The sequence below is a fragment of the Priestia flexa NBRC 15715 genome (genome assembly GCF_001591565.1).
Taxonomy (GTDB): Bacteria; Bacillota; Bacilli; order Bacillales; family Bacillaceae_H; genus Priestia; species Priestia flexa.
In genome coordinates this window covers 1-26,495 of sequence record NZ_BCVD01000001.1, presented here as the reverse complement: position 1 = coordinate 26,495, position 26,495 = coordinate 1, and the positions used below count along the sequence as shown (strand labels likewise).

General features: G+C 39.2%; 21 protein-coding genes and 3 pseudogenes. All 24 read left to right on the top strand.

Annotation, left to right across the window (positions count from 1 at the left end):
* Positions 1–53 precede the first annotated feature (53 nt).
* Positions 54–2,966: pseudogene (locus BFL01S_RS00115) on the top strand (PolC-type DNA polymerase III); the annotation flags it as partial.
* Positions 2,967–3,692: 726 nt separating this feature from the next.
* Positions 3,693–5,516 carry a group II intron reverse transcriptase/maturase gene (ltrA, locus tag BFL01S_RS00110; RefSeq protein WP_061784568.1) on the top strand — a complete coding sequence of 608 codons (1,824 nt, stop codon included), beginning with the start codon at positions 3,693–3,695 and terminating at the stop codon, positions 5,514–5,516.
* A 112-nt stretch (positions 5,517–5,628) separates the two neighbouring features.
* Positions 5,629–6,516 (top strand): annotated as a pseudogene (gene polC, locus BFL01S_RS00105) (PolC-type DNA polymerase III); the annotation flags it as partial.
* Positions 6,517–7,498: 982 nt separating this feature from the next.
* The gene (locus BFL01S_RS21200; protein ID WP_258954098.1) at positions 7,499–7,621 is read left to right on the top strand and encodes a hypothetical protein; all 123 of its coding nucleotides are present in this window, start codon (positions 7,499–7,501) and stop codon (positions 7,619–7,621) included.
* Positions 7,597–8,112 (top strand): annotated as a pseudogene (locus BFL01S_RS00100) (helix-hairpin-helix domain-containing protein); the annotation flags it as partial. The gene BFL01S_RS21200 and the pseudogene BFL01S_RS00100, both read left to right, overlap by 25 nt.
* Before the next feature lie 393 nt (positions 8,113–8,505).
* Positions 8,506–8,976: a ribosome maturation factor RimP gene (gene rimP / locus BFL01S_RS00095; RefSeq protein ID WP_025908947.1), complete on the top strand. Its 471-nt coding sequence runs from the start codon at positions 8,506–8,508 to the stop codon at positions 8,974–8,976.
* Between the two features lie 41 nt (positions 8,977–9,017).
* A complete protein-coding gene (nusA, locus tag BFL01S_RS00090; protein ID WP_025908946.1) occupies positions 9,018–10,133 on the top strand; it encodes a transcription termination factor NusA in 1,116 nt (371 codons plus the stop codon).
* Between the two features lie 12 nt (positions 10,134–10,145).
* Positions 10,146–10,421, top strand: a complete 276-nt coding sequence (gene rnpM / locus BFL01S_RS00085) for an RNase P modulator RnpM (RefSeq protein ID WP_025908945.1) — start codon at positions 10,146–10,148, stop codon at positions 10,419–10,421.
* A complete protein-coding gene (locus BFL01S_RS00080; protein ID WP_078989371.1) occupies positions 10,418–10,726 on the top strand; it encodes a YlxQ family RNA-binding protein in 309 nt (102 codons plus the stop codon). Before rnpM ends, BFL01S_RS00080 begins: the two co-directional genes overlap by 4 nt.
* A gap of 20 nt (positions 10,727–10,746) precedes the next feature.
* Positions 10,747–12,789, top strand: a complete 2,043-nt coding sequence (infB, locus tag BFL01S_RS00075) for a translation initiation factor IF-2 (RefSeq protein ID WP_061784567.1) — start codon at positions 10,747–10,749, stop codon at positions 12,787–12,789.
* Entirely contained in the window at positions 12,786–13,064 is a 279-nt protein-coding gene (locus BFL01S_RS00070) for a DUF503 domain-containing protein (RefSeq protein ID WP_061784566.1), read from the top strand. The genes infB and BFL01S_RS00070 overlap by 4 nt, the downstream gene beginning before the upstream one ends.
* Positions 13,065–13,179: 115 nt before the next feature.
* The gene (gene rbfA / locus BFL01S_RS00065) at positions 13,180–13,545 is read left to right on the top strand and encodes a 30S ribosome-binding factor RbfA (RefSeq protein WP_025908941.1); all 366 of its coding nucleotides are present in this window, start codon (positions 13,180–13,182) and stop codon (positions 13,543–13,545) included.
* A gap of 101 nt (positions 13,546–13,646) precedes the next feature.
* Entirely contained in the window at positions 13,647–14,561 is a 915-nt protein-coding gene (gene truB, locus BFL01S_RS00060; protein WP_061784565.1) for a tRNA pseudouridine(55) synthase TruB, read from the top strand.
* Between the two features lie 28 nt (positions 14,562–14,589).
* A complete protein-coding gene (gene ribF / locus BFL01S_RS00055) occupies positions 14,590–15,546 on the top strand; it encodes a bifunctional riboflavin kinase/FAD synthetase (protein WP_061784564.1) in 957 nt (318 codons plus the stop codon).
* 146 nt (positions 15,547–15,692) lie between these two features.
* Positions 15,693–15,962 (top strand): 30S ribosomal protein S15, encoded by a 270-nt coding sequence (gene rpsO, locus BFL01S_RS00050; RefSeq protein ID WP_025908938.1) that lies wholly within the window; start codon positions 15,693–15,695, stop codon positions 15,960–15,962.
* Positions 15,963–16,133: 171 nt separating this feature from the next.
* Positions 16,134–18,260: a polyribonucleotide nucleotidyltransferase gene (gene pnp / locus BFL01S_RS00045; RefSeq protein ID WP_061784563.1), complete on the top strand. Its 2,127-nt coding sequence runs from the start codon at positions 16,134–16,136 to the stop codon at positions 18,258–18,260.
* 120 nt (positions 18,261–18,380) lie between these two features.
* The gene (locus tag BFL01S_RS00040; RefSeq protein WP_025908936.1) at positions 18,381–19,352 is read left to right on the top strand and encodes a polysaccharide deacetylase family protein; all 972 of its coding nucleotides are present in this window, start codon (positions 18,381–18,383) and stop codon (positions 19,350–19,352) included.
* Between the two features lie 71 nt (positions 19,353–19,423).
* A complete protein-coding gene (locus BFL01S_RS00035) occupies positions 19,424–20,668 on the top strand; it encodes a M16 family metallopeptidase (protein ID WP_061784562.1) in 1,245 nt (414 codons plus the stop codon).
* 391 nt (positions 20,669–21,059) lie between these two features.
* On the top strand, positions 21,060–21,314 hold the full coding sequence (locus tag BFL01S_RS00030) for a YlmC/YmxH family sporulation protein (protein ID WP_061784561.1): 255 nt from the start codon (positions 21,060–21,062) through the stop codon (positions 21,312–21,314).
* 209 nt (positions 21,315–21,523) lie between these two features.
* The gene (gene dpaA / locus BFL01S_RS00025; RefSeq protein WP_025910561.1) at positions 21,524–22,423 is read left to right on the top strand and encodes a dipicolinic acid synthetase subunit A; all 900 of its coding nucleotides are present in this window, start codon (positions 21,524–21,526) and stop codon (positions 22,421–22,423) included.
* A complete protein-coding gene (locus BFL01S_RS00020; RefSeq protein WP_025910560.1) occupies positions 22,423–23,016 on the top strand; it encodes a dipicolinate synthase subunit B in 594 nt (197 codons plus the stop codon). The genes dpaA and BFL01S_RS00020 overlap by 1 nt, the downstream gene beginning before the upstream one ends.
* Positions 23,017–23,201: 185 nt before the next feature.
* Entirely contained in the window at positions 23,202–24,245 is a 1,044-nt protein-coding gene (gene asd / locus BFL01S_RS00015; protein WP_061784560.1) for an aspartate-semialdehyde dehydrogenase, read from the top strand.
* A gap of 40 nt (positions 24,246–24,285) precedes the next feature.
* Positions 24,286–25,512 (top strand): aspartate kinase, encoded by a 1,227-nt coding sequence (dapG, locus tag BFL01S_RS00010; protein WP_061784559.1) that lies wholly within the window; start codon positions 24,286–24,288, stop codon positions 25,510–25,512.
* 80 nt (positions 25,513–25,592) lie between these two features.
* Entirely contained in the window at positions 25,593–26,465 is an 873-nt protein-coding gene (gene dapA, locus BFL01S_RS00005; RefSeq protein WP_025910557.1) for a 4-hydroxy-tetrahydrodipicolinate synthase, read from the top strand.
* The last annotated feature ends 30 nt before the right edge of the window (positions 26,466–26,495 follow it).

The following is a 26,495-nucleotide window of genomic DNA, read 5'->3' as shown; positions in this document are numbered from 1 at the left end:
TGCTAGGTTTATGTTAAAATGAAGTGCATTATTTTTTAAAGGAGGCAGAAGTTTTGGGAGAACAAACGCTAGGAAAAAAAGAGCGTTTTAAGCTACTGCTGCAGCAGTTAGAGTTAACGAGTGACCAAGTTGTTCCTTATTTTGACCAAGCCTCAATTGAGAAGGTAGTCATTAATAAAGAACAAAAAAAATGGCACTTTTACTTTCAATTTCAACGAGTGCTTCCGTTTAATGTGTATGAGCTTTTTCAAACACGTATTCGGTCAGCTTTCTCACATATAGCAAACGTCTCTTTTTCTATTACGGCAGAGACGAAAGAATGTACACAGGACGACATTCAAAGCTACTGGCAACATTGTATCAGTGAACTTCAAGGTATTTCGCCTTTACTTATGTCGCTTTTACAAGGACAAAGGCCAACGCTAAATGGTGTAAAGCTAGTATTAAATGCAAGACATGAGGCGGAAGGAACGGCTCTGCGAAAAAAATATGGTCAGCTAATTGCCGACCAGTATTCGTCCTATGGTTTTCCACAGATGCAGCTGGTAACAGAGGTTGTGCATTCTGAGGAAGCTTTTCAACAGTTTGTTGAGCAGCGCAAGCAGGAAGATACAGAAAAAGTGCTTCAGGCCATTACTGAAATGCAGAATAAAGAAAACGATAAAAGTGATGGGCCAGATTTACCAAAAGGTCCGCTTACAATCGGTTATACAATTAAAGATGAAGTGGTCTCACTTGATACCATTGTTGATGAAGAGAAGAGAATTGCTGTACAAGGCTATGTATTTGATGCTGAAACAAGAGAGCTTCGAAGCGGCCGTACGCTATTAATCTTTAAAATTACAGACTATACAAATTCCATTATGATTAAGATGTTCTCACGCGATAAAGAAGATATTCCACTGCTTCAAGCAATTAAAAAAGGCATGTGGGTGAAAGTACGAGGCAGTGTACAAAATGATACGTTTGTACGCGATCTTGTTATGATTGGAAACGATGTGAATGAAATTTCACCAATTACAAGACAGGATAAAGCTTCTGATGACGAAAAGCGTGTTGAGCTTCATCTCCATACACCGATGAGTCAAATGGACGCTGTAACATCGGTGAGCACATTGGTTGGTCAAGCTAAAAAGTGGGGACATAAAGCCATTGCCGTAACGGACCATGCTGTAGCACAATCTTTCCCTGAAGCATACGGTGCGGGAAAGAAAAACGGGATTAAAATTTTATATGGTGTCGAAGCAAATCTCGTGGATGACGGTGTGCCGATTGCATATAATCCTCAAGATGTTTCGCTTCCAGATGCCACGTATATCGTATTTGACGTAGAAACAACTGGTTTATCAGCCGTGTATGACACGGTCATTGAGCTGGCTGCTGTTAAAATGAAAGAGGGAGAAATCATTGATAAGTTTGAAAGCTTTGCTAACCCGCATCACCCTCTTTCAGCTACAACAATTGAATTAACGGGCATTACAGACGATATGGTCCAAGATGCGCCTGATGCTTCAGAGGTATTAAAGAAGTTCAGCGATTGGATTGGAAATGACATTTTAGTTGCACATAACGCGAGCTTTGACATGGGCTTTTTAAATGCAGGATTACAGCGAGCTGGATTTGAAAAAGTGCAAAATGGTGTGATTGATACCTTAGAGCTAGCAAGGTTTTTATATCCACATATGAAAAATCATCGTTTGAACACGTTAGCGAAAAAGTTTGATGTAGAGCTAGTCCAGCATCACCGTGCGATTTATGATGCTGAAACAACTGGTTATTTACTAGTCAAAATGTTAAAAGATGCGTTTGAACGTGATATCTTAAATCATAATCAGCTTAACGATTATATGGGAGAAGGGAATGCTTACCAGCGCGCACGCCCGTATCATGTAACGATGTTGGCTCAAAATGAAACAGGCTTAAAAAACTTGTTTAAGCTCATTTCAATGTCTCATTTAAACTATTTCTATCGTGTACCGCGTATCCCGCGTTCCAAACTTCAAAAGTTTCGAGAAGGGATTTTAATCGGGACTGCTTGCGACCGCGGTGAAGTATTCGAAGGAATGATGCAAAAAGGTATCGATGAAGTGCAAGAAGCGGCAGAATTCTATGATTACATTGAAGTACAGCCGCCTGAAAACTACAAGCACCTCATCGAACTAGAGCTGGTGCGAGATGAGCGAGCGTTAAAAGACATTATTAACAATATTGTGAAGCTCGGTGAAAAGTTAGAGAAGCCTGTAGTTGCTACTGGAAACGTTCATTATCTGAATCCAGAAGATAAAATATATCGAAAAATATTAATTAGTTCACAGGGTGGCGCTAATCCGCTTAATCGTCATCAGCTACCGGACGTTCATTTCCGCACAACAGATGAAATGTTGAAGTGCTTCTCATTTTTAGGTGCTGATAAAGCCAAGGAAATTGTCGTAGCCAATACGCAAAAAGTTGCTGATATGATTGAAGAAGTTAAGCCGATTAAAGACGACTTATATACGCCGAAAATTGAAGGTGCCGATGAAGAAATGAGGGCGATGAGCTATGCGATGGCTAGAAGCATCTATGGAGACGATTTGCCTGAAGTTGTTGAAGCAAGGTTGGAAAAAGAGTTAAAAAGTATCATTGGTCACGGCTTCGCGGTTATTTATCTAATTTCTCATAAGCTTGTAAAGAAATCGCTAGATGACGGCTATCTCGTTGGGTCGCGTGGTTCTGTCGGATCTTCATTTGTAGCGACGATGACGGAAATTACCGAAGTAAATCCACTGCCGCCGCACTATGTTTGCCCTTCATGTAAGCATTCGGAGTTTTTTGATGACGGTTCGGTAGGTTCTGGATTTGACCTCCCTGATAAAAGTTGCGTCGAATGTGGCACTCCGTATAAAAAAGACGGACATGACATTCCGTTTGAAACGTTCCTTGGTTTCAAAGGAGATAAAGTACCGGATATCGATTTGAGTGCGTCACGTTGCTAATTGAAAAGATTAGCCACTAGCTATAATGCTAGGAGAACTACTATTTCGAAGTGTGGAATGATGGGGTAACGCCCTGAAACACACTCACTGAAGCTGCGGCAGGCATAAGAAGTAATGCAAAAACAACTTTTGTCTGAAGCCCGCTAAAGTAGGCTGAAGGTCACCCTAACAGTACGGCTGAGGAAAGGGAGCTATAAAGCTTCTGTGAACGATAGGTCTGGTGTCTATAAAATCTATATGGTTAGAATCAGTAGAATAACTGGGACGAACCCTCGATTGACTTCTCGTGAATGTCACATATCAGAAATGATATGGGTTCCTAATAGGAATTTTGAGTGTGGATGAGTAAACGTTTGGTTATGAAAGTCCATACTGTGTTACAGGCACAGTCAAGCTCAACGGGATTTAGGGGGAACCTAAGTAGATTATGTAAAGATAGAAATAGTGGAACGTGAGAAGCTTCCAACACATCAGAAGGTTGCACTTCGTTAAAAGTGTTTCTATGGAAAAGTAACAGCTATAACATAGATTTATGGAAGTGGCAGTGATGCCGTAGTACCGCTTACAAGATTGCCTATGATGACTGAATAACCAATAAGTCGGAGGATAAAACACTCTTGAGGGAAGGGCATTAGTCGTTAACGTCGAAACAAACCTACAAAAGTCAGGTTCTAGTAAGACTTAAAGAAACGAAAACTTTCGAGAGGAAGTGATTAGTTGACTGACTTAATGATACAAAAGTTGAGAAATAACGAATACTTTGGTATGCAAGGCCAGTTGGATAATCTTTATGAAGAAAGCGCAAATGGTAGATACTTTAAAAACCTTTATGATTTTATTGTATCGGAAGAGAACATTAGATTAGCGTATCGAAATATCAAAAGTAATACTGGAAGCAAAACAAAAGGCACAAATGGACATACCATTAAATATTTACAAAGAATGGATATTAACAAGCTTGTTGCAATAACAAGAAAAAGACTTAAATACTACGAACCACATTCTGTTAAAAGGGTATTGATACCTAAACCTAATGGCGATAAGAGACCACTTGGAATTCCCACAATAGAGGACAGATTAATTCAACAGATGTTTTTGCAAATTCTTGAACCTATTGTGGAAGCAAAGTTTAACTCAAATAGTTTTGGGTTTAGACCGAAAAGAAGTACCCACGACGCTTTGGCTAGATGTTATCATCTAGTAAATCACAGCTTCAATCATTATGTGGTTGATGTAGATATAAAAGGATTTTTCGATAATGTTAATCACACCAAGCTTCTCAAACAACTATGGACCATCGGGATACGGGACAAAAAAGTATTATCAATTATTAAGAAAATGCTGAAAGCCGAAGTCAAAGGAATTGGAGTACCAGAGAAAGGCACGCCACAAGGCGGGATATTATCACCACTACTCGCAAATGTTGTATTAAACGAGTTAGATTGGTGGATATCAAACCAATGGGAAACAAAACCTACGAAAATACCTTATAAATTAAAACGAAACAAAACAGATGCTCTTAAAAAGACGAAACTCAAACCGATGTACCTAGTAAGATATGCGGATGACTTTAAAATCTTTACGAACTCATACAATAATGCCAAGAAAATCAAAATAGCCGTCGAAAAATGGTTACAAGAAAGACTTGGCTTAGAGACAAGCAAAGAGAAAAGCAAAATCACAAATATCCGAAAAAATGGTACAGACTTTTTGGGAGTACGGTTCAGAGCCGTTAAAAAGGGAACTGGAAAAACAGGATATATAGTAAACTCAAAAATGTGTCCTAAATCTAAAAATAAGGTAGAAGAAGTAATTAGGCATAAGTTAGTAAAGATAAGAAAAAGTCCTACACCAGAAAAGATTATGATGTACAACGCCAATATCCTTGGAATGCAGAACTATTACAGAATAGCTACAAGAGTATCCCAAGACTTTAATGATATAAGGCATAGAGTACACAAAAATATTAAATCACTTTTATACAGAAATATTTTTAACTTTACTCAAGAGAAAAACAAAGTGATTGAAAAATTTTACACTGGTTACCGATGTCCTAGATTTAAAAGTAATGGCATTTTAGTATATCCGATGGAAGCAGTTAAACACGATATCCGAGGTCAACGCAAGCCAGAATTTACAATCTATAATGCTAAAGACCGAAAAGCCATTCACAAAGAGATTAAAAACGTATCCGTTACTGAAATTGAAATGTTTAGAAAAGGTACTTATAAGTCCAAGAGCGTAAAATACGAAGACAATCGTCTAAGTAAATACGTTGCCCAGAAAGGTTGCTGCGGAATAACGGGTGAAAGATTAACCCCGTTTAATGCAATATGTCACCACAAGAAACCAACTGCCCAAGGCGGAACTGATGACTACGATAATCTAATAATTATCAAAAAAGACTACCATATGTTAATTCATAATAACAATCCAACGACAAATCCAAAGTACAAAGCAATACTTGAAACTTTTGATTTAAAAGCAATTAAAAACCTAAATCAGTTAAGAACGGAAGTAGGAAATCCAAAACTTAGCTGAGTAACTTCGACAATGTTAACGATGGAACGCCGTATGACACTGAAAGGGTCACGTACGGTGTGAGATGGGGGAAAAGCTGGAGATAACTTCAAATGCTTACCTATCATCATACTTCTCTGGTGAATATCAGCCAAGAGCGCATAACTATACAAAAGTGCTGTTTGGAGAAGACAACGTATACCGTGCTGGAACAATCGGTACCGTTGCAGAGAAAACGGCGTATGGATATGTAAAGGGATACGCTGGAGATCATGAATTGCATTTGCGAAATGCAGAAGTTGATCGATTAGTAGCAGGGTGTACAGGAGTAAAACGAACAACAGGTCAGCACCCTGGAGGAATTATCGTTGTACCAGACTATATGGATATCTATGACTTTACACCAATTCAGTTCCCAGCAGATGATCGAAACTCTGAGTGGCGTACAACTCATTTTGACTTCCACTCTATTCATGACAATCTCTTAAAGCTTGATATTCTAGGGCACGATGACCCTACGGTTATTCGTATGCTACAAGACTTAAGTGGAATTGATCCAAAGACCATTCCGACAGATGACCCTGAAGTCATGAAGATCTTTAGCGGAACGGAATCTTTAGGTGTAACAGAAGAGCAGATTATGTGTAAAACAGGAACTCTTGGTATCCCTGAATTCGGTACTCGATTTGTTCGCCAAATGTTGGAGGATACAAAACCATCTACGTTCTCAGAACTTGTTCAAATTTCTGGGCTATCTCACGGAACGGATGTATGGCTAGGAAATGCGCAAGAGTTAATTCGTAATAATATTTGTAACCTAAGTGAAGTAATTGGCTGTCGTGATGATATTATGGTGTATTTAATTTATCAAGGGTTAGAGCCTTCCTTAGCGTTTAAAATTATGGAGTCAGTTCGTAAAGGGAAAGGGTTGACCCCTGAATTCGAAGAAGAAATGATTAAAAACGGCGTGCCAGATTGGTACATTGATTCGTGTAAAAAGATTAAGTACATGTTCCCGAAAGGTGCGACACGTTGCTCGTTTAACCCCAACAGAAATGTTGGATAAAGACAAGCCCGTGTAGATACAAAGACAGTAAATCTACATGAGAACTACATGAAATGAGTCGGAGGCGTGAAATCCCCTCCTACCGTAACAGGATACGGTGAAACCCCCTGAGCACCGCGACTTGCAGGAATGGTCTCCTGGCTTGAACTGTAAGAGAGCTCGCTAAGGTTCGTCTTAAAAGCGTGACACGTAGACGTGAGTAAAGGCGGGGGTCCCAAAAAGTGGCTATGGTGAGGCAACGAATCCTCGTATGGAAAGGCTCGTAAGGACAACTCAGTTGAGAAGCTGAGGCTATCGCTTGCGATGGAACATTTGCGGATTACCTATCTTTTGGGGGAATATCTGCGTTCAACCATTAAAGGTTGTTCGGCTGAAGTCTTTAAACTCCTGTTAGATTAAGCTAAATGTCGGGTCAGAGAGGACACCTAAGGTCACCACTAAAGAAGGGATAATTTCATGTGGAACGTGTGAAGGGTGTAGGATGGATGGCAGGAGCCAAGTGAAATCCCTGAGAGTAGGAAATGACTCTCTTCATACACCTGGCGGCAGCCCGTAGTAGTGTTGAAGCTTCTGTAATGGAAGTGGAGCGAAGGGGCATAGTCGGACTCAAGAAAAGGAGCAACCAACATTCACTAACTGCTAAGAAATTCCGTTGAGAGTAAAGTACCGAGATGCAAGTATCCTTGTGAAAGGAGCGAGCATCTATAAAACTTAGCATACCGAAATCGGAAGAGGAGTTTCAAACTCTTAGAGATACAATATACGCGGTAACGAAAGCCGCAATCGCTGAGAGAAAGCAACCTAAGTTCCAAGGAATTATTGAAGTAGCTAGAAGCAATGAAGACAAGCTTCTTAGCTTAGGTTATAAGCAAAAACAAATTAAAAAGATACTTTCATTTCGGGAAAAATTAGTGAAGTAACATTTGGTTGTTGTTCGATGGAACGCCGTATGAATCGAAAGGTTCACGTACGGTGTGAAGCGGGGGAAAATGGAACCCAAACAGGTGAGGCTGAGGGGAATATTACCTATCGCTACCCCATGCAGCAGCATACGTTTTAATGGCTGTACGTATTGCGTATTTTAAAGTTCATCATGCGCTTTTATATTATGCAGCATATTTCACAGTACGCGCCGATGACTTCGATATTGACACAATGATCAAGGGTTCGACTGCTATTCGGGCGAAAATGGAAGAAATCAATGGTAAGGGACTTGATGCTTCTCCGAAAGAGAAGAACTTATTAACAGTGCTTGAACTTGCGCTTGAAATGTGTGAGCGTGGCTATTCATTCAAAAAAGTTGATTTGTATGAATCGAGTGCAGATGAGTTTATTATTGATGGTACATCGTTAATTCCACCATTTAATTCCATTCCAGGATTGGGTACTAATGCGGCTTTAAATATTGTGAAAGCTCGCAAGGATGGAGAGTTTTTATCAAAAGAAGATCTACAGCAAAGAGGAAAAGTATCAAAGACAATTCTAGAGTATTTAGACAATCACGGTTGCTTAGAAAGCTTGCCAGATCAAAACCAACTTTCACTTTTCTAACATTTGCATAAAATAAGCGGTTATGATATAGTGAATGTGGAAATGCTAAGGATACGGACGAGTAAAGAGTGGGGAAACCCGCTCTTTCTTATTGATATGAACTTACGAACTAGTAAGGAGTATGGGAAACGAATCGGCGGTTAGCATGATTCGTTTTTTCTGTACGTGCATGCTTTTTGACTCGAGACGTTCTAGCATCGAAACTTAAGTATCGGACTGTATCACGGCGATATGAATTGAAAACATTCATTATTATTTTCATCATTCTTACTCATTAGTATATCGTGCGTATGTACCAGCTTCATACTAGGTATTGAAAGGACAGTATCAAATGTGTCCACTCTTTTTTAGATAAGAGACATAGATTTTGTTGTCTCGAAAGGAGGATTAGAAATGGGCAAAAGCGTAAAAGAAACAGTAGAAGAAATGGTTACACCAATTTTAGAAGAAATGAACTTAGAGCTAGTGGAAATAGAGTATGTAAAAGAAGGGCGCGATTGGTTCCTTCGAGTTTTTATTGATTCTGAAACGGGTGTAGATATTGAAGACTGCGGAGCTGTAAGCGAAAAGCTTAGCGAGAAAATGGATGAAGTTGATCCAATCACACATAACTATTTTCTTGAAGTATCCTCTCCAGGTGCTGAGCGACCTTTAAAGAAGGACAAAGACTTTGAACGTTCAATCGGTAAGCATGTATACATAAAAACATATGAGCCAATTGAAGGAGCAAAGGAGTTTGAAGGCGAACTAGTAGCATTTGACGGTACAACAGTAACGTTATCAATTCGCATTAAAACACGTACAAAAACAGTGGAATTACCATATGAAAAAGTTGCGTTTGCTAGGCTGGCAATTGTGTTTTAACGCATTAGCAACTAGTGAATATTAAAGGGGGATTAACCAAAATGAGCAGTGAGTTATTAGATGCCTTGGTAGTTCTTGAAAAAGAAAAAGGCATTAGTAAAGATGTTATTATTGAAGCGATTGAAGCAGCGTTAATTTCTGCTTATAAGCGCAATTTTAATCAAGCGCAAAACGTGCGTGTTGATTTAAATTTAGATCGAGGAACAATGCGCGTATTCGCACGTAAAGACGTTGTAGATGAAGTGTATGATCCACGCTTGGAAATCTCAGTTGAAGAAGCCCAAGGGATTAATCCTAACTTTCAATTAGACGACGTTGTAGAAATTGAAGTAACGCCAAAAGACTTCGGTCGCATTGCTGCACAAACAGCGAAGCAAGTTGTAACACAGCGCGTTCGTGAGGCAGAGCGTGGCGTTATCTATTCTGAGTTTAGCGATCGTGAAGAAGACATCATGACAGGAATTGTTCAGCGTCAAGACTCACGCTTTATCTATGTAAGCCTTGGGAAAATCGAAGCTCTATTGCCACAAAGTGAACAAATGCCCAACGAACAATATAAACCACATGACCGTATTAAAGTGTATATCACAAAAGTGGAAAAAACAACAAAAGGTCCTCAAATTTACGTTTCAAGAACACACCCTGGATTACTTAAGCGTTTATTTGAAAAAGAAGTACCAGAAATTTATGATGGTACAGTTGAATTAAAGTCAGTTGCACGTGAAGCTGGCGATCGTTCTAAAATCTCTGTTCACTCAGAATATGCTGAAGTAGATCCAGTCGGTTCTTGTGTAGGACCAAAAGGTCAACGTGTTCAGGCTGTTGTGAATGAATTAAAAGGTGAGAAAATTGATATCGTTCGCTGGTCAAATGACCCGGTAGAATTTGTGGCAAATGCATTAAGTCCATCAAAAGTATTAGAAGTAATGGTGGATGAAGAGGAAAAAGCAACAACGGTTATCGTGCCAGATTACCAGCTGTCATTAGCAATCGGTAAACGTGGACAAAATGCACGTTTAGCAGCTAAGTTAACAGGATGGAAAATTGACATTAAGAGTCAATCCGAAGCCGAGCAAGAAGGTATTTATATTCAAAAAAGTGATGACATGTTAGTGAGTCAACATGCATTTGATTCAGACGAAGATGACATGGAATAAGAGGTGAGCCAAATGAACAATCGTAAAAAAGTCCCGATGCGAAAATGTGTGGCCACTGGTGAAATGATGCCTAAAAAAGAGCTAGTACGCGTTGTACGCTCTAAAGAAGGTGAAGTTTCGGTTGACTTAACGGGTAAAAAGTCCGGGCGCGGTGCCTATTTAAGTAAAGATAAAGAAGCCATTTTATTAGCAAAAAAGAAAAATGTCTTATCTACTCACTTGAGCGCACCGATTGAAGATGCAGTTTATGATGAATTGTTGACGCTTGTAGAGAAGGAGAAGCAATGACATTGAATAATGAAAAGTGGCTCTCTTTTTTAGGACTTGCAAATCGAGCACGTAAATTAATTTCTGGTGAAGAGCTTGTAATAGGAGAAGTGCGCAAAAAAAAAGCAAAGCTTGTTCTTTTAGCCGGTGATGCATCAGATAACACAACAAAAAAAGTCATCGACAAATGCACGTATTATCAAGTTCCGGTTCGAACCGTTGTGGATCGCTACGTTTTAGGAGAAGCAATCGGTAAAGATGCACGTGTTGTCGTTGCAGTGATGGATAGTGGCTTTGCCAAAAAGCTAATCACGATGCTCGATTAATCTTTTTGGGGGTGAAAATATTGAGTAAAGTTCGCGTACATGAATATGCAAAACAATACAATATTTCAAGCAAAGACGTTATAGAAAAATTAAAAGAAATGAATGTTGAAGTGTCTAACCACATGACAACGTTAGAGGATGAGCATGTGAAAAAACTAGATGCAGCACTAAATAATAATTCAAAACCAAATAATAATGATAAAAAAGGCAACAAAAAGCCAGCAAAACCTGCTGCCAACAAAGGTGGAAAAGGTAATAGAAAGCCTCAGGGAGGAAAAGGAAGACCGGCTCCGGCACAACCAAAAGAACTTCCTGAAAAAATCACATACTCTGAAAGTTTAACAGTTTCTGAATTGGCAAAAGAGTTAGGCAAAGAGCCTTCAGAGATTATTAAAAAGCTGTTCATGGTTGGTGTTATGGCAACAATCAACCAAGAGCTTGAAAAAGAAGCAATTGAATTAATTGCTGGTGAGTATGGCGTAGAAGTGGAAGAAGAAGTTGTGTTAGACGCAACTGATTTTGAAGCAATGGAAATCATTGACGATGAGAAAGACCTTCAAATTCGTCCACCAGTTGTTACAATTATGGGTCACGTAGACCATGGTAAAACAACGCTATTAGATTCAATCCGTAACACGAAGGTAACGGCTGGAGAAGCTGGTGGAATCACGCAGCATATCGGTGCTTACCAAGTTGTGGTAGAAGAGAAGAAGATTACGTTCTTAGATACACCAGGACATGCCGCGTTTACAACAATGCGTGCGCGTGGAGCAAAAGTAACAGATATTACAATTCTTGTTGTTGCAGCTGATGATGGTGTAATGCCACAAACAATTGAAGCAATTAACCACGCGAAAGCTGCTGAAGTACCAATTATCGTAGCTGTTAATAAAATGGATAAAGAAGCAGCAAACCCAGACCGCGTTATGCAAGAACTAATGGAACACGGATTGGTAGCGGAAGAATGGGGTGGCGATACAATCTTCTGTAAGCTATCTGCTCTATCAGGAGAAGGTATTGACCAGCTTCTTGAAATGATCCTATTGGTAAGTGAAGTAGAAGAATTAAAAGCAAACCCAAATCGTCGTGCTGTTGGAACGGTTGTCGAAGCACAGCTTGATAAGGGTCGCGGTTCAGTAGCTACTTTACTTGTTCAAAATGGAACACTAAAAGTTGGAGATCCAATCGTTGTCGGAAACACGTTCGGTCGTGTTCGTGCAATGGTAAACGACATCGGTCGTCGCGTGAAAGAGGTTGGTCCTTCAACTCCAGTTGAGATCACAGGTCTAAACGATGTACCGTTAGCTGGTGACCGCTTCATGGTGTTTGAAGATGAGAAAACAGCTCGTCAAATCGGTGAGCTACGTGCTCAAAAGCAGCTTGAACAACAGCGTGGTGAAAAAACGCGCGTAAGCTTGGATGATTTATTTGAGCAAATCAAGCAAGGTGAAATGAAAGACTTAAACTTAATCGTAAAAGCTGACGTACAAGGTTCTGTTGAAGCTTTAGCAGCATCTTTACAAAAGATTGATGTTGAAGGCGTAAACGTACGCATCATTCACACTGGTGTAGGTGCAATTACAGAATCTGATATCATCTTAGCAACAGCTTCTAATGCAATCGTAATTGGATTTAACGTACGTCCAGATGCAGGTGCAAAACGCACGGCAGAAGCTGAAAAAGTAGATATTCGTCTACATCGTATTATCTACAAAGTGATTGAAGAGATTGAATCAGCGATGAAAGGAATGCTTGATCCTGAGTTTGAAGAAAAAGTTATTGGTCAAGTTGAAGTTCGTCAAACGTTCAAAGTATCTAAAATTGGTACAATTGCCGGCGGTTACGTCACAGAAGGTAAAATTACGCGCCACAGCAGCATCCGTTTAATTCGTGATGGTATCGTTATCTTTGAAGGTGAAGTTGATGCCCTAAAACGATACAAAGATGATGCAAAAGAAGTAGCTCAAGGCTACGAGTGTGGTATTACAATTAAAAACTTCAATGACATTAAAGAAGGCGATGTTATTGAAGCATATGTAATGGAGCAAATCGATCCTAAGTGATTGGATTAGTGGAATGTGAATGTTTAATTTATAACGCGGCCTCACTAAAGGATAAGCGAGCGGTTTTACAGCGGATTTTAATGCGCCTAAAACAAAAGTATAATGTATCGGTATCCGAAACAGATTTTCAAGATGTGTGGCAGCGTACAAAAATTAGCATAGTTGCAGTTTCATCTAGTCGCATCGCAACGGAACAAGAATTACAAAAAGCAATTGCTCTAATGGATTCTTTTCCAGAAATCGAACGCACTATTACAACCTTTGATTGGTTATAATACCGATTATAAGCAGAAAATTTTTCTGTTGATGAAGTGTTGGAACCAATTGGGTTTTTCAAGCTGATTTAATAGCAGTCAGCCTGTTGAAGTGGTATAAAAGGGGTGACACAGTATGAAAATTAGAGCAACTAGAGTCGGTGAACAAATGAAAAAAGAGCTAGGTGAGATTTTAAATCGAAAGATTAAAGATCCACGCATCGGCTTTGTAACGGTTACGGACGTTCAGGTTTCAGGCGATTTGCAGCAAGCAAAAGTATATATCTCTGTATTAGGAGATGCTGAGCAGCGTGAGAATACGTTAAAAGGTCTTGCAAAAGCAAAAGGCTTTATTCGCTCAGAGATTGGTCAGCGCATTCGCTTACGTAAAACACCTGAAATTACATTTGAATTTGATGAGTCAATTGATTATGGTAATCGGATTGAGTCGTTACTTCATGAAATTAAAAAAGAAAGCAACGATGAGCAAGACCATAATTAATGGATGATTAGGGTGCTCAAATGAGCATGATAAAGGGTGTCTCAACAAGTACATGTGCTTTTTGAGGCACCTTTTTTATGGAGGAAAAGGAGTTGAGTAAGTTGGATGGTGTTTTAGTTTTAAATAAGCCAGCGGGGATGACGTCTCATGACTGTGTCTTTAAAGTTAGAAAGCTACTAAAAACAAAAAAAGTAGGTCATACGGGCACGCTTGACCCAGATGTAACAGGTGTACTCCCCATCTGTATCGGTCGCGCAACCAAAATTGTAGAGTATTTAACAGGTGCAACAAAAACGTATGAAGGGGAAGTCACTATTGGTTTTTCTACCACGACGGAAGACTCATCTGGTGATGTGGTGGAAAGAAAAGAGATAAATGAGACGTTTACGTGTGCTCAAATTGAAGAGGTTCTTAAATCCTTAACGGGGACGATTGAACAAGTTCCTCCCATGTATTCAGCCGTAAAAATTAATGGTAAAAAGTTATATGAATACGCAAGGCAAGGGATTGAGATTGAAAGACCTGCGCGTACTATTCAAATTTATCAGTTTGAACTTCTTGATGACCGAGATGTATTTACGGGCGAAAACATTTCATTTCGCTTCCGTGTGACGTGTAGTAAAGGAACGTATGTTAGAACACTTGCTGTTATGATCGGTGAGAAACTTGGTTACCCGTCTCATATGTCTTATTTAAAAAGAACAGGATCGGGTCAGTTTTCTTTAGAGGATTGCTTAACGTTTGAACAGATTGAACTAGCAGTAGAAGAAGGAACAATTCAATCACTTTTACATCCTATTGAGCGTGCGCTCTTTCATTTGCCGAAATTCAAAATAAATGATACATTAGCAGAGAAAGTGAGAAACGGTGCGGTATTACCATGTCCAGAAGATGAATCTTTACTCGAGGGGCAATTTCTAATGGTGGATTCAGCTGGAAAATGCATGGCGATTTATGCGCAGCATCCCACAAAAAAACATTTAATTAAACCGGTAAAAGTCTTAGCAATCGACTGAATTGGTTAAGGAAAAGGTGAAGTGCGTTTTGGAAACGATAGAGATTCGACATCCACATCATTTAGGACGAGAGGTTGTACAGCGTTCTGTTTTAGCTCTTGGATTTTTTGATGGTGTACATTTGGGGCACCAGCAAGTGATTAAAACAGCAAAGCAAATCGCTGATGAGAAAAATGTAGCGAGCGCAGTGATGACTTTCACACCTCATCCATCCGTCATTCTTGGGAAAAACGTTCAGCACGTTGATATGATTACACCTTTAGAAGAAAAAAAACGACTTATTAAAAAACTGGGAATTGACTTTTTATATATAGTGCATTTCGATCGGGCGTTTGCATCTTTATTACCACAAGAGTTTGTTGATCAGTATATTATCGGCTTAAACGTAGAGCATGTTGTGGCAGGATTCGATTATTCATATGGTAAGCTAGGAAAAGGGACGATGGAAACGTTACCTTTTCACTCTCGTTCACAGTTTACGCAGACGGTCGTAGATAAGCTAACAACAAATGAAGAGAAAGTAAGCTCAACGTTAGTTAGACAATTCTTAGCTGATGGTGAAATGGAGAAAGTGAAATTGCTGCTTGGACGTAATTATGAAGTAGAAGGAACGGTCGTTCATGGTGAAAAAAGAGGCAGGCAAATTGGGTTTCCAACGGCAAATGTTTCCTTAGCCGCTGATTATCTCCTGCCAAGAACAGGCGTATACGCAGTGGAGTTAGAGCTAAATAATCAATGGTATCAAGGAGTATGCAATATAGGATATAAACCAACATTTCATGAAGACTTAAAAAAGCCCACAATTGAAGTGCACCTTCTATCATTTAATAAGCAAATTTACGGTGAGCATGTAAGAGTTCGTTGGCATAAGCTCATTCGTAGTGAGCGCAAATTTTCTGGAATTGAAGCGCTAATTGAACAAATTTCATTAGATAAAGAAGAAGCAAACCAGTACTTTGTAGGTGTTTCAAAAAACGTACAATAAACTAAAAGAAAAAGCAGAGATCTTCTTGCTTTTTTGAAAAGAAAGTAGTAATATAACACTTGTATGCAAAACAACCATTGCTTGGCATGACGATTCACCAACGTCTTGCTCGGTAACTGGGGTTTATAAACAAGGAGGTGAATAGGATGGCTATCACACAAGAGCGTAAAAATGAAATCATTAATGAGTACAAAACTCATGCAAACGATACTGGATCTCCAGAGGTTCAAATCGCTGTCCTAACAGAGCAAATTAACAATCTAAACGATCATTTACGTACTCACAAGAAGGACCACCACTCTCGTCGTGGACTTCTAAAAATGGTAGGTAGACGTCGTAACTTACTTAACTATCTTCGTAACAAAGACGTTACTCGTTATCGTGATCTAATCAACAAGCTTGGTTTACGTCGATAATAAGAAGAAAGCGGGAGCATTCCCGCTTTTTTAGTATGTACATTTAGATATTTTGAAAAGATGCTACATAATGTGAAAAAAGCTATTGTTTTTTAGTATTTCGTTTATAATAAAACTATCACATTTATTTACATACATATATTTTATATGTAGAGAGGGGTACTCGTCGATATGGAACAAGAAAAACGAGTGTTCTCCATGGACCTAGCCGGTAGAAGGCTAGAGGTTGAAGTTGGTCAATTAGCAAAGCAAGCTAACGGAGCAGCACTGATTCGTTATGGAGACACAGTAGTATTAAGCACGTCAACAGCTTCAAAACAAGCGAAAGACGTAGATTTTTTTCCTTTAACAGTTAACTATGAAGAGCGTTTATACGCAGTTGGTAAAATTCCAGGTGGATTTATTAAGCGTGAAGGTCGTCCAAGTGAGAAAGCTATTTTAGCTAGCCGCTTAATTGACCGTCCAATTCGTCCGCTATTCGCAGATGGATTCCGTAACGAAGTACAGGTCGTAAGTGTTGTAATGAGTGTAGATCAAAACTACTCGTCTGAAGTTGCCGCTATGTTTGGTTCTTCTTTATCACTTTCTATCTCTGATATTCCATTCGAAGGCCCAATTGCTGGGGTTATCGTAGGGCGTGTAGACGGTAAATTTGTTGTAAATCCAGGTGTAGAAGACCAAGAAAAAAGCGATATTCATTTAACGGTTGCTGGAACAAAAGACGCTATTAACATGGTTGAAGCTGGTGCAGATGAAGTACCAGAAGAAGTGATGTTAGAAGCAATTATGTTTGGACATGACCAAATTAAGAAGTTAATTGAATTCCAAGAAGAAATTGTTGCAGCTGTTGGTAAAGAGAAAATGGAAGTGCAACTTTATACAGTAGATGCAGACTTAGAAAGACAAGTGCGTGAAATTGCAGAAGCAGACATGAACCGAGCTGTTCAAGTTCAAGAAAAGCATGCTCGTGAAGAAGCAATTAGCGAAGTAAAAGCAGCGGTAATTGCGCAGTTTGAAGAGCAACAAGTTGAAGCTGATGTATTAGGTCAAGTCAGTGAGATCTTATCTAAGCTTGTTAAAAGCGAAGTGCGTCGTCTAATTACAGAAGAAAAAGTGCGTCCAGATGGTCGAAGCATTGACGAAATTCGACCATTATCATCTGAAGTTGGCTTATTGCCGCGTACACACGGCTCTGGGTTATTCACGCGTGGACAAACGCAGGCACTTAGCATTTGTACACTAGGAGCGCTTGGAGATGTGCAAATTCTAGATGGCTTAAGCGTAGAAGAATCTAAACGCTTTATGCATCACTATAATTTCCCTTCTTTCAGCGTAGGTGAGACAAGACCAATGCGTGGACCTGGACGTCGTGAAATCGGTCATGGAGCACTTGGTGAACGTGCATTAGAGCCTGTTATTCCAACAGAAAAAGATTTCCCATACACAATCCGCCTTGTATCTGAAGTGTTAGAATCAAACGGTTCAACGTCTCAAGCAAGTATTTGTGCAAGTACGCTTGCAATGATGGATGCTGGGGTTCCAATTAAAGCTCCTGTAGCGGGTATTGCAATGGGTCTTATTAAATCGGGTGAGCATTACTCAATTTTAACTGATATCCAGGGAATGGAAGATCACTTAGGTGATATGGACTTTAAAGTAGCGGGTACAGCAAAAGGTGTTACTGCGTTACAAATGGATATTAAAATTGATGGCCTATCTCGTGAAATCTTAGAAGAGGCTCTTCAACAAGCACAAAAAGGACGCATGCAGATCTTAGATCACATGATTTCTACAATTAATACACCTCGTGAAGAGCTGTCTCAGTACGCTCCGAAAATCTTGACGATGGCAATCAATCCAGACAAGATTCGTGATGTTATTGGACCAAGTGGTAAACAAATTAATAAGATCATTGAAGAAACTGGTGTTAAGATTGATATTGAACAAGATGGTACAATCTTTATCTCATCAATTGACCAAGAGATGAACCTAAAAGCGAAGAAAATCATTGAAGATCTTGTTCGTGAAGTTGAAGCTGGACAAATGTATCTAGGTAAAGTTAAACGCATCGAGAAGTTTGGTGCATTTGTTGAAATTTTCAGCGGTAAAGATGGCCTTGTTCATATTTCTGAGCTTGCTGAAGAACGTATTGGTAAAGTGGAAGACGTTGTTGCTATCGGTGATGAAATTCTTGTGAAAGTAATGGAAATCGACAAGCAAGGTCGCGTTAACTTATCAAGGAAAGCAGTTCTGAAAGAGCAAAAAGAAAAAGAAGAGCAGGCAAAAGAAACAAAATAATTGCCTTGTTATTCCCCCACGCAGTCTAACTGATGTGGGGGTTTTATTACATTGGCTTGAAGACGCTGTTCTACCTTGTCCTTTTTCTACATACTTTGTATGGAAAAGGGGGAAGGATAAGTGAAACGTTCAATCATTCAATTTACTGCATTTTTATTTTTACTTGCAATTACATATAAATCAATTTATAATCCGTTTGCTACTGATTATGTGGAAGCATTTCAGACAACGGTTGAGCAAGCTGGTGTCGAAAGAAACGACCTATATCAGAAGATTGCCGAGAAAGCAAAGATATATAACGTTAAGCCTTCTAATGCAGCCATTGACCCAGTCTGGAAGAAAACGCCGGGTTACAATGGAATCGCTGTAGATGTAAAGGCTTCCTATGAGAACATGAAAAAAAGCGGTAAGTTTAATGAAGACAAGCTGGTTTATAAACAAATAAAGCCAAAGGTGCATTTAGATGATCTTCCATCTGAAGCTATCTATCGTGGACACCCTGAAAAGCCTATGGTATCGTTTACGATAAATGTGGCCTGGGGAAATGAATATTTACCAGATATGCTTCAAACTTTAAAGAAGCACGATGCAAAAGCAACGTTTTTTTTAGAAGGAAGATGGGTTAAAAATAACCCTGAGTTGGCAAAGATGATTGTAGATGAGGGACATGAAGTTGGAAATCATTCCTACTCGCATCCTAACATGGCTACATTATCATCAGGACAAATTGTTGATCAATTAAAGAAAACGAATGAAGTAATTACGGCTACTACTGGTAAGAAAGTAAAGTGGTTTGCGCCCCCAAGCGGTAGCTTTCGAAAAGAAGTAGTAACGTTAGCTTCAGAGCAAAAAATGAGTACAATTATGTGGACAGTAGATACAATTGATTGGCAAAAGCCAACAAAAGATGTGCTGATTAATCGCGTGATGAAAAAAATTCATCCAGGTGCAATCGTGCTGATGCATCCTACTGAGGCTACAGCGAATTCATTGGATCAGCTGTTAACGGATATTGAGAAAAAAGGGTTAGATGTTACGACGGTAACGATGCTGCTTGATGAAGAAAGAATGGTCAGTTATCGTAAAGATTAACGGATATCAAGCGTATTTTTCTTATAAACGTATCTCATTAAAATGAAGCAAATGACAAAGGAGGAGTTAGCTTGATTACTCGACATACATGCAAAAATGGTGTGCGAATTGTGCTTGAAAATATCCCAACGGTTCGTTCGGTAGCGATTGGAGTTTGGATTGGGACTGGTTCTCGAAGTGAACATCCAGAAATTAATGGTGTCTCACATTTTTTAGAGCACATGTTTTTTAAAGGTACTAAGACACGCTCTGCTCGTGACATTGCAGAGAGCTTTGATCAAATTGGAGGACAAGTTAATGCCTTTACATCAAAGGAATATACTTGTTACTATGCAAAAGTGTTAGATGAACATTCCAATCAAGCGCTTGATGTGCTAGCAGATATGTTCTTTAACTCTGCTTTTGATGAAGAAGAGTTAGCTAGAGAGAAAAATGTAGTATACGAAGAGATTAAGATGTATGAAGATACGCCAGACGACATCGTACATGACTTATTAGGTAAAGCTGTGTATGGTGACCATCCGTTAGGATATCCAATTTTGGGAACGGAAGAGACGTTAAAAACGTTTAACGGTGATTCGCTTCGTAGCTATATGGAAAAAATGTACATTCCTGAAAATGTTGTGATTTCAGTAGCGGGTAACGTAGATGATTCTTTTATTAAAGAAGTTGAAAAGTATTTTGGTACATACACTTCATCATATGGTGCCCATCAGTATGTACAGCCAGCTTTTCATACAAATCACATCGCTCGCAAAAAAGATACAGAACAAGCGCATTTATGCTTAGGTTTCAAAGGGCTTCCAATTGGTGGAAAAGATGTGTATAGCCTAATCGTTTTAAATAACGTATTGGGAGGAAGTATGAGCAGTCGCTTGTTCCAAGAGGTACGAGAGCAACGTGGATTAGCTTATTCGGTCTTCTCTTATCATTCTTCCTACCGTGATAGTGGTCTTGTGACTATTTATGGTGGAACAGGTAGCAATCAGCTTGATGTGCTGTATGATACAATTCAAGATACGCTTACAGAGCTTACAGACACAGGGATTACGGCGAAAGAGCTTGCTAACAGTAAAGAGCAGTTAAAAGGAAACTTAATGCTGAGTCTAGAAAGCACAAATAGTCGTATGAGTCGCAACGGAAAAAATGAACTAATGTTGGGTCATCATCGCTCATTAGATGAAATTTTAGATCTAGTTAACAATGTGACAATTGACAGCGTTAATTCATTGGCACGTTCTATTTTCAAAGATGATTTTGCACTATCTTTAATTAGCCCTAGCGGTGAAATGCCAAAAGGATTGAATAAAAAATAAGAGTACGAAAGCGGCTGGAACATAAGTATTTCAGTCAATGATCTATCCGAACTATTGAGAGTTAACGACTCTTTTATAGTTCGGATTTTTTGTTGATTAGGAAACTAATTTTAAAGAATTAGTGGAATGGAGCGTAAGGCATGTGACTCCTAGGGGGACTAGAGGAAGAGCTGAGACTCCGCAGCGAGGAGGCTCAGATTCCTCCCCGCGGAAAGCGAGTGTCCGTAGCGCAATGGAACGAAACGAACCTGTTATTATAACCTAACTACCTTAGAAAAGGCATAACTCGTCTTTGAGAAAGAAACATTTCGTTTTGTCCCACACTTTTTTTATTTTCTTGTCATGTTTTTACTATGTTCATTGATAAACTAGTTATAAGGGGGAGAGGTTTATGAGGTTAAGTGAACTAAGCGGTAAGGAAATTGTGGATTTAAAGCGAGCTGAACGCCTTGGTGTACTGGGGCAAACGGACTTAGAATTTAATGAGCAGGGCCAAATAAAAGCGCTATTAATTCCTTCTATGAAATGGTTTGGTTTCCGAAAGCAGGGTAGTGATGTAAGAGTACCATGGTCTCATATTGAAAAGATAGGAACCGATATGGTTATAGTTAATTTAGAACAATACGAAAATACATCGATTGAATAGTAGAAAAGCATGGCTGTTAGTAGCCATGCTTTTTTTGGACTCGAATATTTGTCATACAATGCGGAGAAAGATTCACCGATTCTCAGTTGTTTACATACTATGTTGAAGAAAATGCAATAGGTATCTAATGGTAATGAATGATTCTATGATATCTATAATTTTAAAGAACTAGACGTCTCTATTTAATATTAAAGAAGGTGAACAGACACATGTTAACGGATTTGCACATAGCTGTCATTGGTGGTGATGCAAGACAGCTTGAGGTCATACGAAAGCTCATCCAATTAGATGCAAAAACATCGCTTATAGGGTTTGATCAGCTTGATCACGGCTTTACTGGTGCGACTAAATATCAAATTGATGAACTAAATTTTTCCGATGTCGATGCCATTATTTTGCCTGTACCAGGTACAAATCATGAAGGGCAAGTCGATACCATCTTTTCAAATGAAAAAGTAATTTTAACAGAAGAGATCTTAGCTAGTACTCCTGCGCATTGTACCATTTATTCAGGAATTAGTAATGATTATTTAAATAGCCTTGTTCAAAAGACAAATCGAACACTCATTCAGCTGTTTGAGCGTGACGATGTTGCTATCTACAACTCAGTTCCAACAGTTGAGGGGACAATTATGCTGGTCATTCAACATACAGATTTTACAATACATGGAGCGAATATATCCGTTCTTGGATTAGGAAGAGTAGGAATGAGTGTGGCGCGCTCGTTTGCAGCATTAGGAGCAAATGTAAAGGTTGGTGCGCGTAAATCAGAGCATTTAGCACGCATTAGCGAAATGGGGTTAACACCGTTTCATTTAAACGATTTAGCTCAAGAAATAACGGATAGTGATATTTGTATTAATACGATTCCATATCCGGTTTTGACATCTAGTGTCTTAGCCAATATTCCAACGCATGCTCTTGTAGTGGACCTTGCATCAAAGCCTGGAGGTACTGATTTTCGCTACGCTGAAAAAAGAGGAATTAAAGCGATTCTAGCACCGGGACTTCCTGGAATCGTGGCACCAAAAACAGCAGGACAAATCGTTGCCAATGTCATTGTGACGTTACTGAAAGAAGCTGCTGATCAAAGGGAGGAGAAACAATAATGTCACTTAAAGGAAAACGAATTGGTTTTGGTTTAACGGGCTCTCACTGTACGTACGATGCAGTAATGCCAGAAATTGAAAAGCTTGTCAATTTAGGAGCAGAAGTAATGCCTGTGGTATCTTATACTGTTCAATCAACAAATACACGTTTTGGAGATGGCGAAGATTGGATTCGAAAAATTGAAGAAGTTACCGGGAACTCTGTTATCAATACCATTGTAAAAGCAGAGCCATTAGGACCCAAAATTCCACTTGACTGCATGGTGGTTGCTCCAATTACTGGAAATACAATGAGTAAATTTGCGAATGCTATGACCGAATCCCCAGTTCTAATGGCTGCAAAAGCAACGCTACGTAATAATAAGCCTGTTGTCTTAGGTATTTCAACCAATGACGCATTGGGTCTAAATGGTGTAAACTTAATGCGACTAATGGCTACTAAAAACATTTACTTTATTCCATTTGGTCAAGATGATCCTATTTCAAAGCCAAACTCAATGGTAGCTCGTATGCCTATGCTTTCTGATACGGTGTATGCGGCATTGGAAGGGAAACAAATTCAACCTGTTGTCGTGGAGCGTTTTCGCGATTAAGAAACAAAGTAGCGCGCCGCATCATAAAGTAATTTTAAGAATATATTTCTGTCAAAGGTGAAAAAAGAAGAGAAGATTTTAAAATCTTCTCTTCTTTAGCGCAATAAAATAAGGTGTTATGTTAAAATAGTCAGTATATGCAGAAAAATGTTGAGTAGTTGAAAATTGTTGGAGGCGGTATTAAAATGACAAGAGAATTACATGTAGCAGTAGTAGGAGCAACAGGTGCAGTAGGACAACAAATGATAAAAACTCTACAAGAGCGTAATCTTCCAATTGGCAAATTAACATTATTATCTTCAGCTCGTTCAGCGGGTAAGAAAGTCACTTATAATGGAGAAGAAATAATCATTCAAGAAGCAAAGCCAGAGAGCTTTGAAGGAGTAGATATTGCTTTATTTAGCGCAGGAGGAAGCATTTCCAAGGCGTTAGCACCGGAAGCAGTGAAACGTGGAGCGATTGTAGTTGATAATACAAGCGCATTTCGTATGGATGAAAACGTACCTTTAGTTGTGCCAGAAGTAAACGAAGAAGCACTAAAAGCACATAATGGAATCATTGCAAATCCAAACTGTTCAACGATTCAAATGGTAGCAGCACTGCAGCCACTGCGTGAAAAATACGGTTTATCTAAAGTGATTGTATCGACGTATCAAGCTGTTTCAGGTGCTGGTGCCGCAGCAATTAATGAATTAAAGGAACAAGCACAAGCAATCCTGGACGAAAAAGAATTCACGCCAGAAATTTTACCAGTTGGTGGGGATAAAAAGCATTACCAAATTGCTTTTAACGCTATTCCTCAGATTGATAAGTTCCAAGATAACGGCTTTACATTCGAAGAAATGAAAATGATTAACGAAACGAAAAAAATTATGAGCATGCCTGAACTACCAGTAGCTGCTACTTGTGTTCGCTTACCGGTTGTTACAGGACATTCAGAGTCAGTTTATATTGAAATTGAAAACAATGATGCAACGGTAGCTGATGTGAAAAAATTACTAGCTGATGCACCTGGTATCGTTTTACAAGATGACCCAGAGAATCAAGTATATCCAATGCCTGCAGACTGCGTAGGCAAGCGTGAAGTATTCGTTGGTCGTATCCGTAAAGATTTAGATCACGAAAATGGCTTCCATATGTGGATTGTATCTGATAACTTATTAAAAGGTGCAGCTTGGAATTCTGTACAAATTGCAGAGTCACTTATTAAGCTTGGCTTAGTAAAATAAGCGCAACTAGCGTGTTTCAGAGTATTAATGAGGTGTAAGTATGAAAATCATCATCCAAAAATTTGGAGGAACTTCCGTTCGTAATGAACAAGGAAGAGAACGTGCTATTCATCATCTGAAAAATGCACAAAAAGAAGGTTACAAAGTAGTGGTAGTTGTATCTGCAATGGGACGTAAAGGCGAACCATATGCAACGGATACGCTGTTATCACTTGTGAATGGTAATAAGGCTTCTGTGAATAAACGAGAGTTAGATATGTTAATGGCTTGTGGAGAATTAATTTCTTCCGTTGTATTCACTAACTTATTAAACGAAAATGGCATAAAGGCTACAGCTCTAAATGGTGCTCAGGCTGGTTTTATCACGAATAGTGATTTTACTAATGCCAAGATTATTGAAATGAAATGTGACCGTATAATAGAAGAATTAGAAGAGTATGATGTCGTGGTAGTAACAGGCTTTCAAGGAGCAAACGAAAGCGGTGATACAACAACGTTAGGTCGAGGAGGTAGCGACACGTCTGCTTCTGCTTTAGGAGCTGCATTACAAGCTGAATACATTGACATTTTTACAGATGTCGAAGGGGTAATGACAGCAGATCCACGCATTGTTGAAGATGCAAGACCGCTATCGGTTGTGACATATAATGAAATTTGTAACATGGCATATCAAGGTGCGAAGGTTATTCATCCAAGAGCTGTTGAAATTGCTATGCAGGCCAAAGTACCAATGCGCGTACGTTCAACCTATGCTGACTCTGAAGGTACACTAGTGACTTCCCATAGTGCGGCTCAACAGCGTGGAAGCGATGTCCAAGAGCGTCTTGTAACAGGCATTGCTCACGTATCCAATGTGACACAAATTAAGGTATTCAGTAAGGACGGTTATTACGACACGCAGGCTGAAGTATTTAAAGCTATGGCTCAGGAAAAGATTAGCGTGGACTTTATTAATATTTCACCAAAAGGTGTTGTGTACACTATTACTGAAGAATCAACAGATAAAGCGATTGCGGTTTTACAAGAGCTTGGTTACGAGCCTTCTGTTATCCGCAATTGTGCTAAGGTATCTATCGTAGGTGCAGGGATTGCCGGTGTGCCTGGCGTAACGGCTAAAATTGTAACGGCGCTTGCAAGCGAAGGAATTCAAATTTTACAATCAGCTGATAGTCACACAACAATTTGGGTACTTGTAAAAGAAGAGGATTTGAAGAAAGCAGTTAATGCACTTCACCGTGCTTTTGATTTATCAAAAGTAACTCAATAAAGTAAACAGACTCCATCAATTAAATATTGTTGATGGAGTTGTTTACCAATGGAGATAATTGAACGTCAAGGAGTGAAGACATGATTGATTTTGGTAAAGTAGCAACGGCTATGGTAACCCCTTTTGATCATAAGGGAAACATTGATTTTGAAAAAACAACACAGTTAATTAACTATTTGATTGAGAATGGATCAGATTCTTTAATCATTGCTGGAACAACGGGTGAATCACCAACGTTATCCACAGAAGAAAAGCTAGCTCTATTTAGACACTCAGTTAAAGTAGCGGCAGGTCGTGTTCCAGTAGTAGCTGGAACTGGTAGTAACAACACGTATGCATCGATTGAGCTAACAAAAAAAGCTGAAGAAATTGGCGTAGATGCTGTAATGATCGTTGCGCCGTATTACAATAAACCAAATCAAGAAGGTTTATATCAGCATTTTAAAGCAATTGCAGAGAGCACAAAGCTTCCTGTGATGCTTTATAACATTCCAGGTCGCTCTGTTATTAACATGGAGCTTACTACCATTGTACGCTTGTCAGAGCTTTCAAACGTAGTAGCAATTAAAGATGCAAGCGGAGATCTTGACGCTATGACAGCTATTATTAACAATACAGCTGATGACTTTGCGCTTTATAGTGGCGATGACGGTTTAACGTTGCCGGTATTATCAATTGGTGGTAATGGTATTATTTCTGTGGCGTCTCACGTATTAGGTAACGAGATGCAAGCGATGGTATCAGCATTTGAGACGGGTAAAGTAAAAGAAGCAGCTCAACTACATGGTAAATTATTGCCTGTTATGAAGGCTCTTTTCTCTGCTCCAAGCCCAACACCTGTAAAAACAGCTCTGCAGTTTAAAGGCTTAGACGTAGGATCTGTACGTTTACCACTTGTTCCTTTAACTGAACCTGAGCGTGAATCATTACGAAAAATGCTTAACACGCTATAATAAAAAGCCTCCTCATTCGGGACTGACCCC

Bases quoted from the DNA above. Each gene is read 5' to 3' on its own strand.
- BFL01S_RS21200 (WP_258954098.1), top strand. From the start codon at position 7,499: ATGGAACGCCGTATGAATCGAAAGGTTCACGTACGGTGTGAAGCGGGG.
- BFL01S_RS00030 (WP_061784561.1), top strand. From the start codon at position 21,060: ATGAGGTTAAGTGAACTAAGCGGTAAGGAAATTGTGGATTTAAAGCGA.
- BFL01S_RS00080 (WP_078989371.1), top strand. From the start codon at position 10,418: ATGACATTGAATAATGAAAAGTGGCTCTCTTTTTTAGGACTTGCAAAT.
- pnp (WP_061784563.1), top strand. From the start codon at position 16,134: ATGGAACAAGAAAAACGAGTGTTCTCCATGGACCTAGCCGGTAGAAGG.
- nusA (WP_025908946.1), top strand. From the start codon at position 9,018: ATGAGCAGTGAGTTATTAGATGCCTTGGTAGTTCTTGAAAAAGAAAAA.
- rpsO (WP_025908938.1), top strand. From the start codon at position 15,693: ATGGCTATCACACAAGAGCGTAAAAATGAAATCATTAATGAGTACAAA.
- rbfA (WP_025908941.1), top strand. From the start codon at position 13,180: ATGAAAATTAGAGCAACTAGAGTCGGTGAACAAATGAAAAAAGAGCTA.
- dapG (WP_061784559.1), top strand. From the start codon at position 24,286: ATGAAAATCATCATCCAAAAATTTGGAGGAACTTCCGTTCGTAATGAA.
- dapA (WP_025910557.1), top strand. From the start codon at position 25,593: ATGATTGATTTTGGTAAAGTAGCAACGGCTATGGTAACCCCTTTTGAT.
- rimP (WP_025908947.1), top strand. From the start codon at position 8,506: ATGGGCAAAAGCGTAAAAGAAACAGTAGAAGAAATGGTTACACCAATT.
- BFL01S_RS00020 (WP_025910560.1), top strand. From the start codon at position 22,423: ATGTCACTTAAAGGAAAACGAATTGGTTTTGGTTTAACGGGCTCTCAC.
- dpaA (WP_025910561.1), top strand. From the start codon at position 21,524: ATGTTAACGGATTTGCACATAGCTGTCATTGGTGGTGATGCAAGACAG.
- rnpM (WP_025908945.1), top strand. From the start codon at position 10,146: ATGAACAATCGTAAAAAAGTCCCGATGCGAAAATGTGTGGCCACTGGT.
- asd (WP_061784560.1), top strand. From the start codon at position 23,202: ATGACAAGAGAATTACATGTAGCAGTAGTAGGAGCAACAGGTGCAGTA.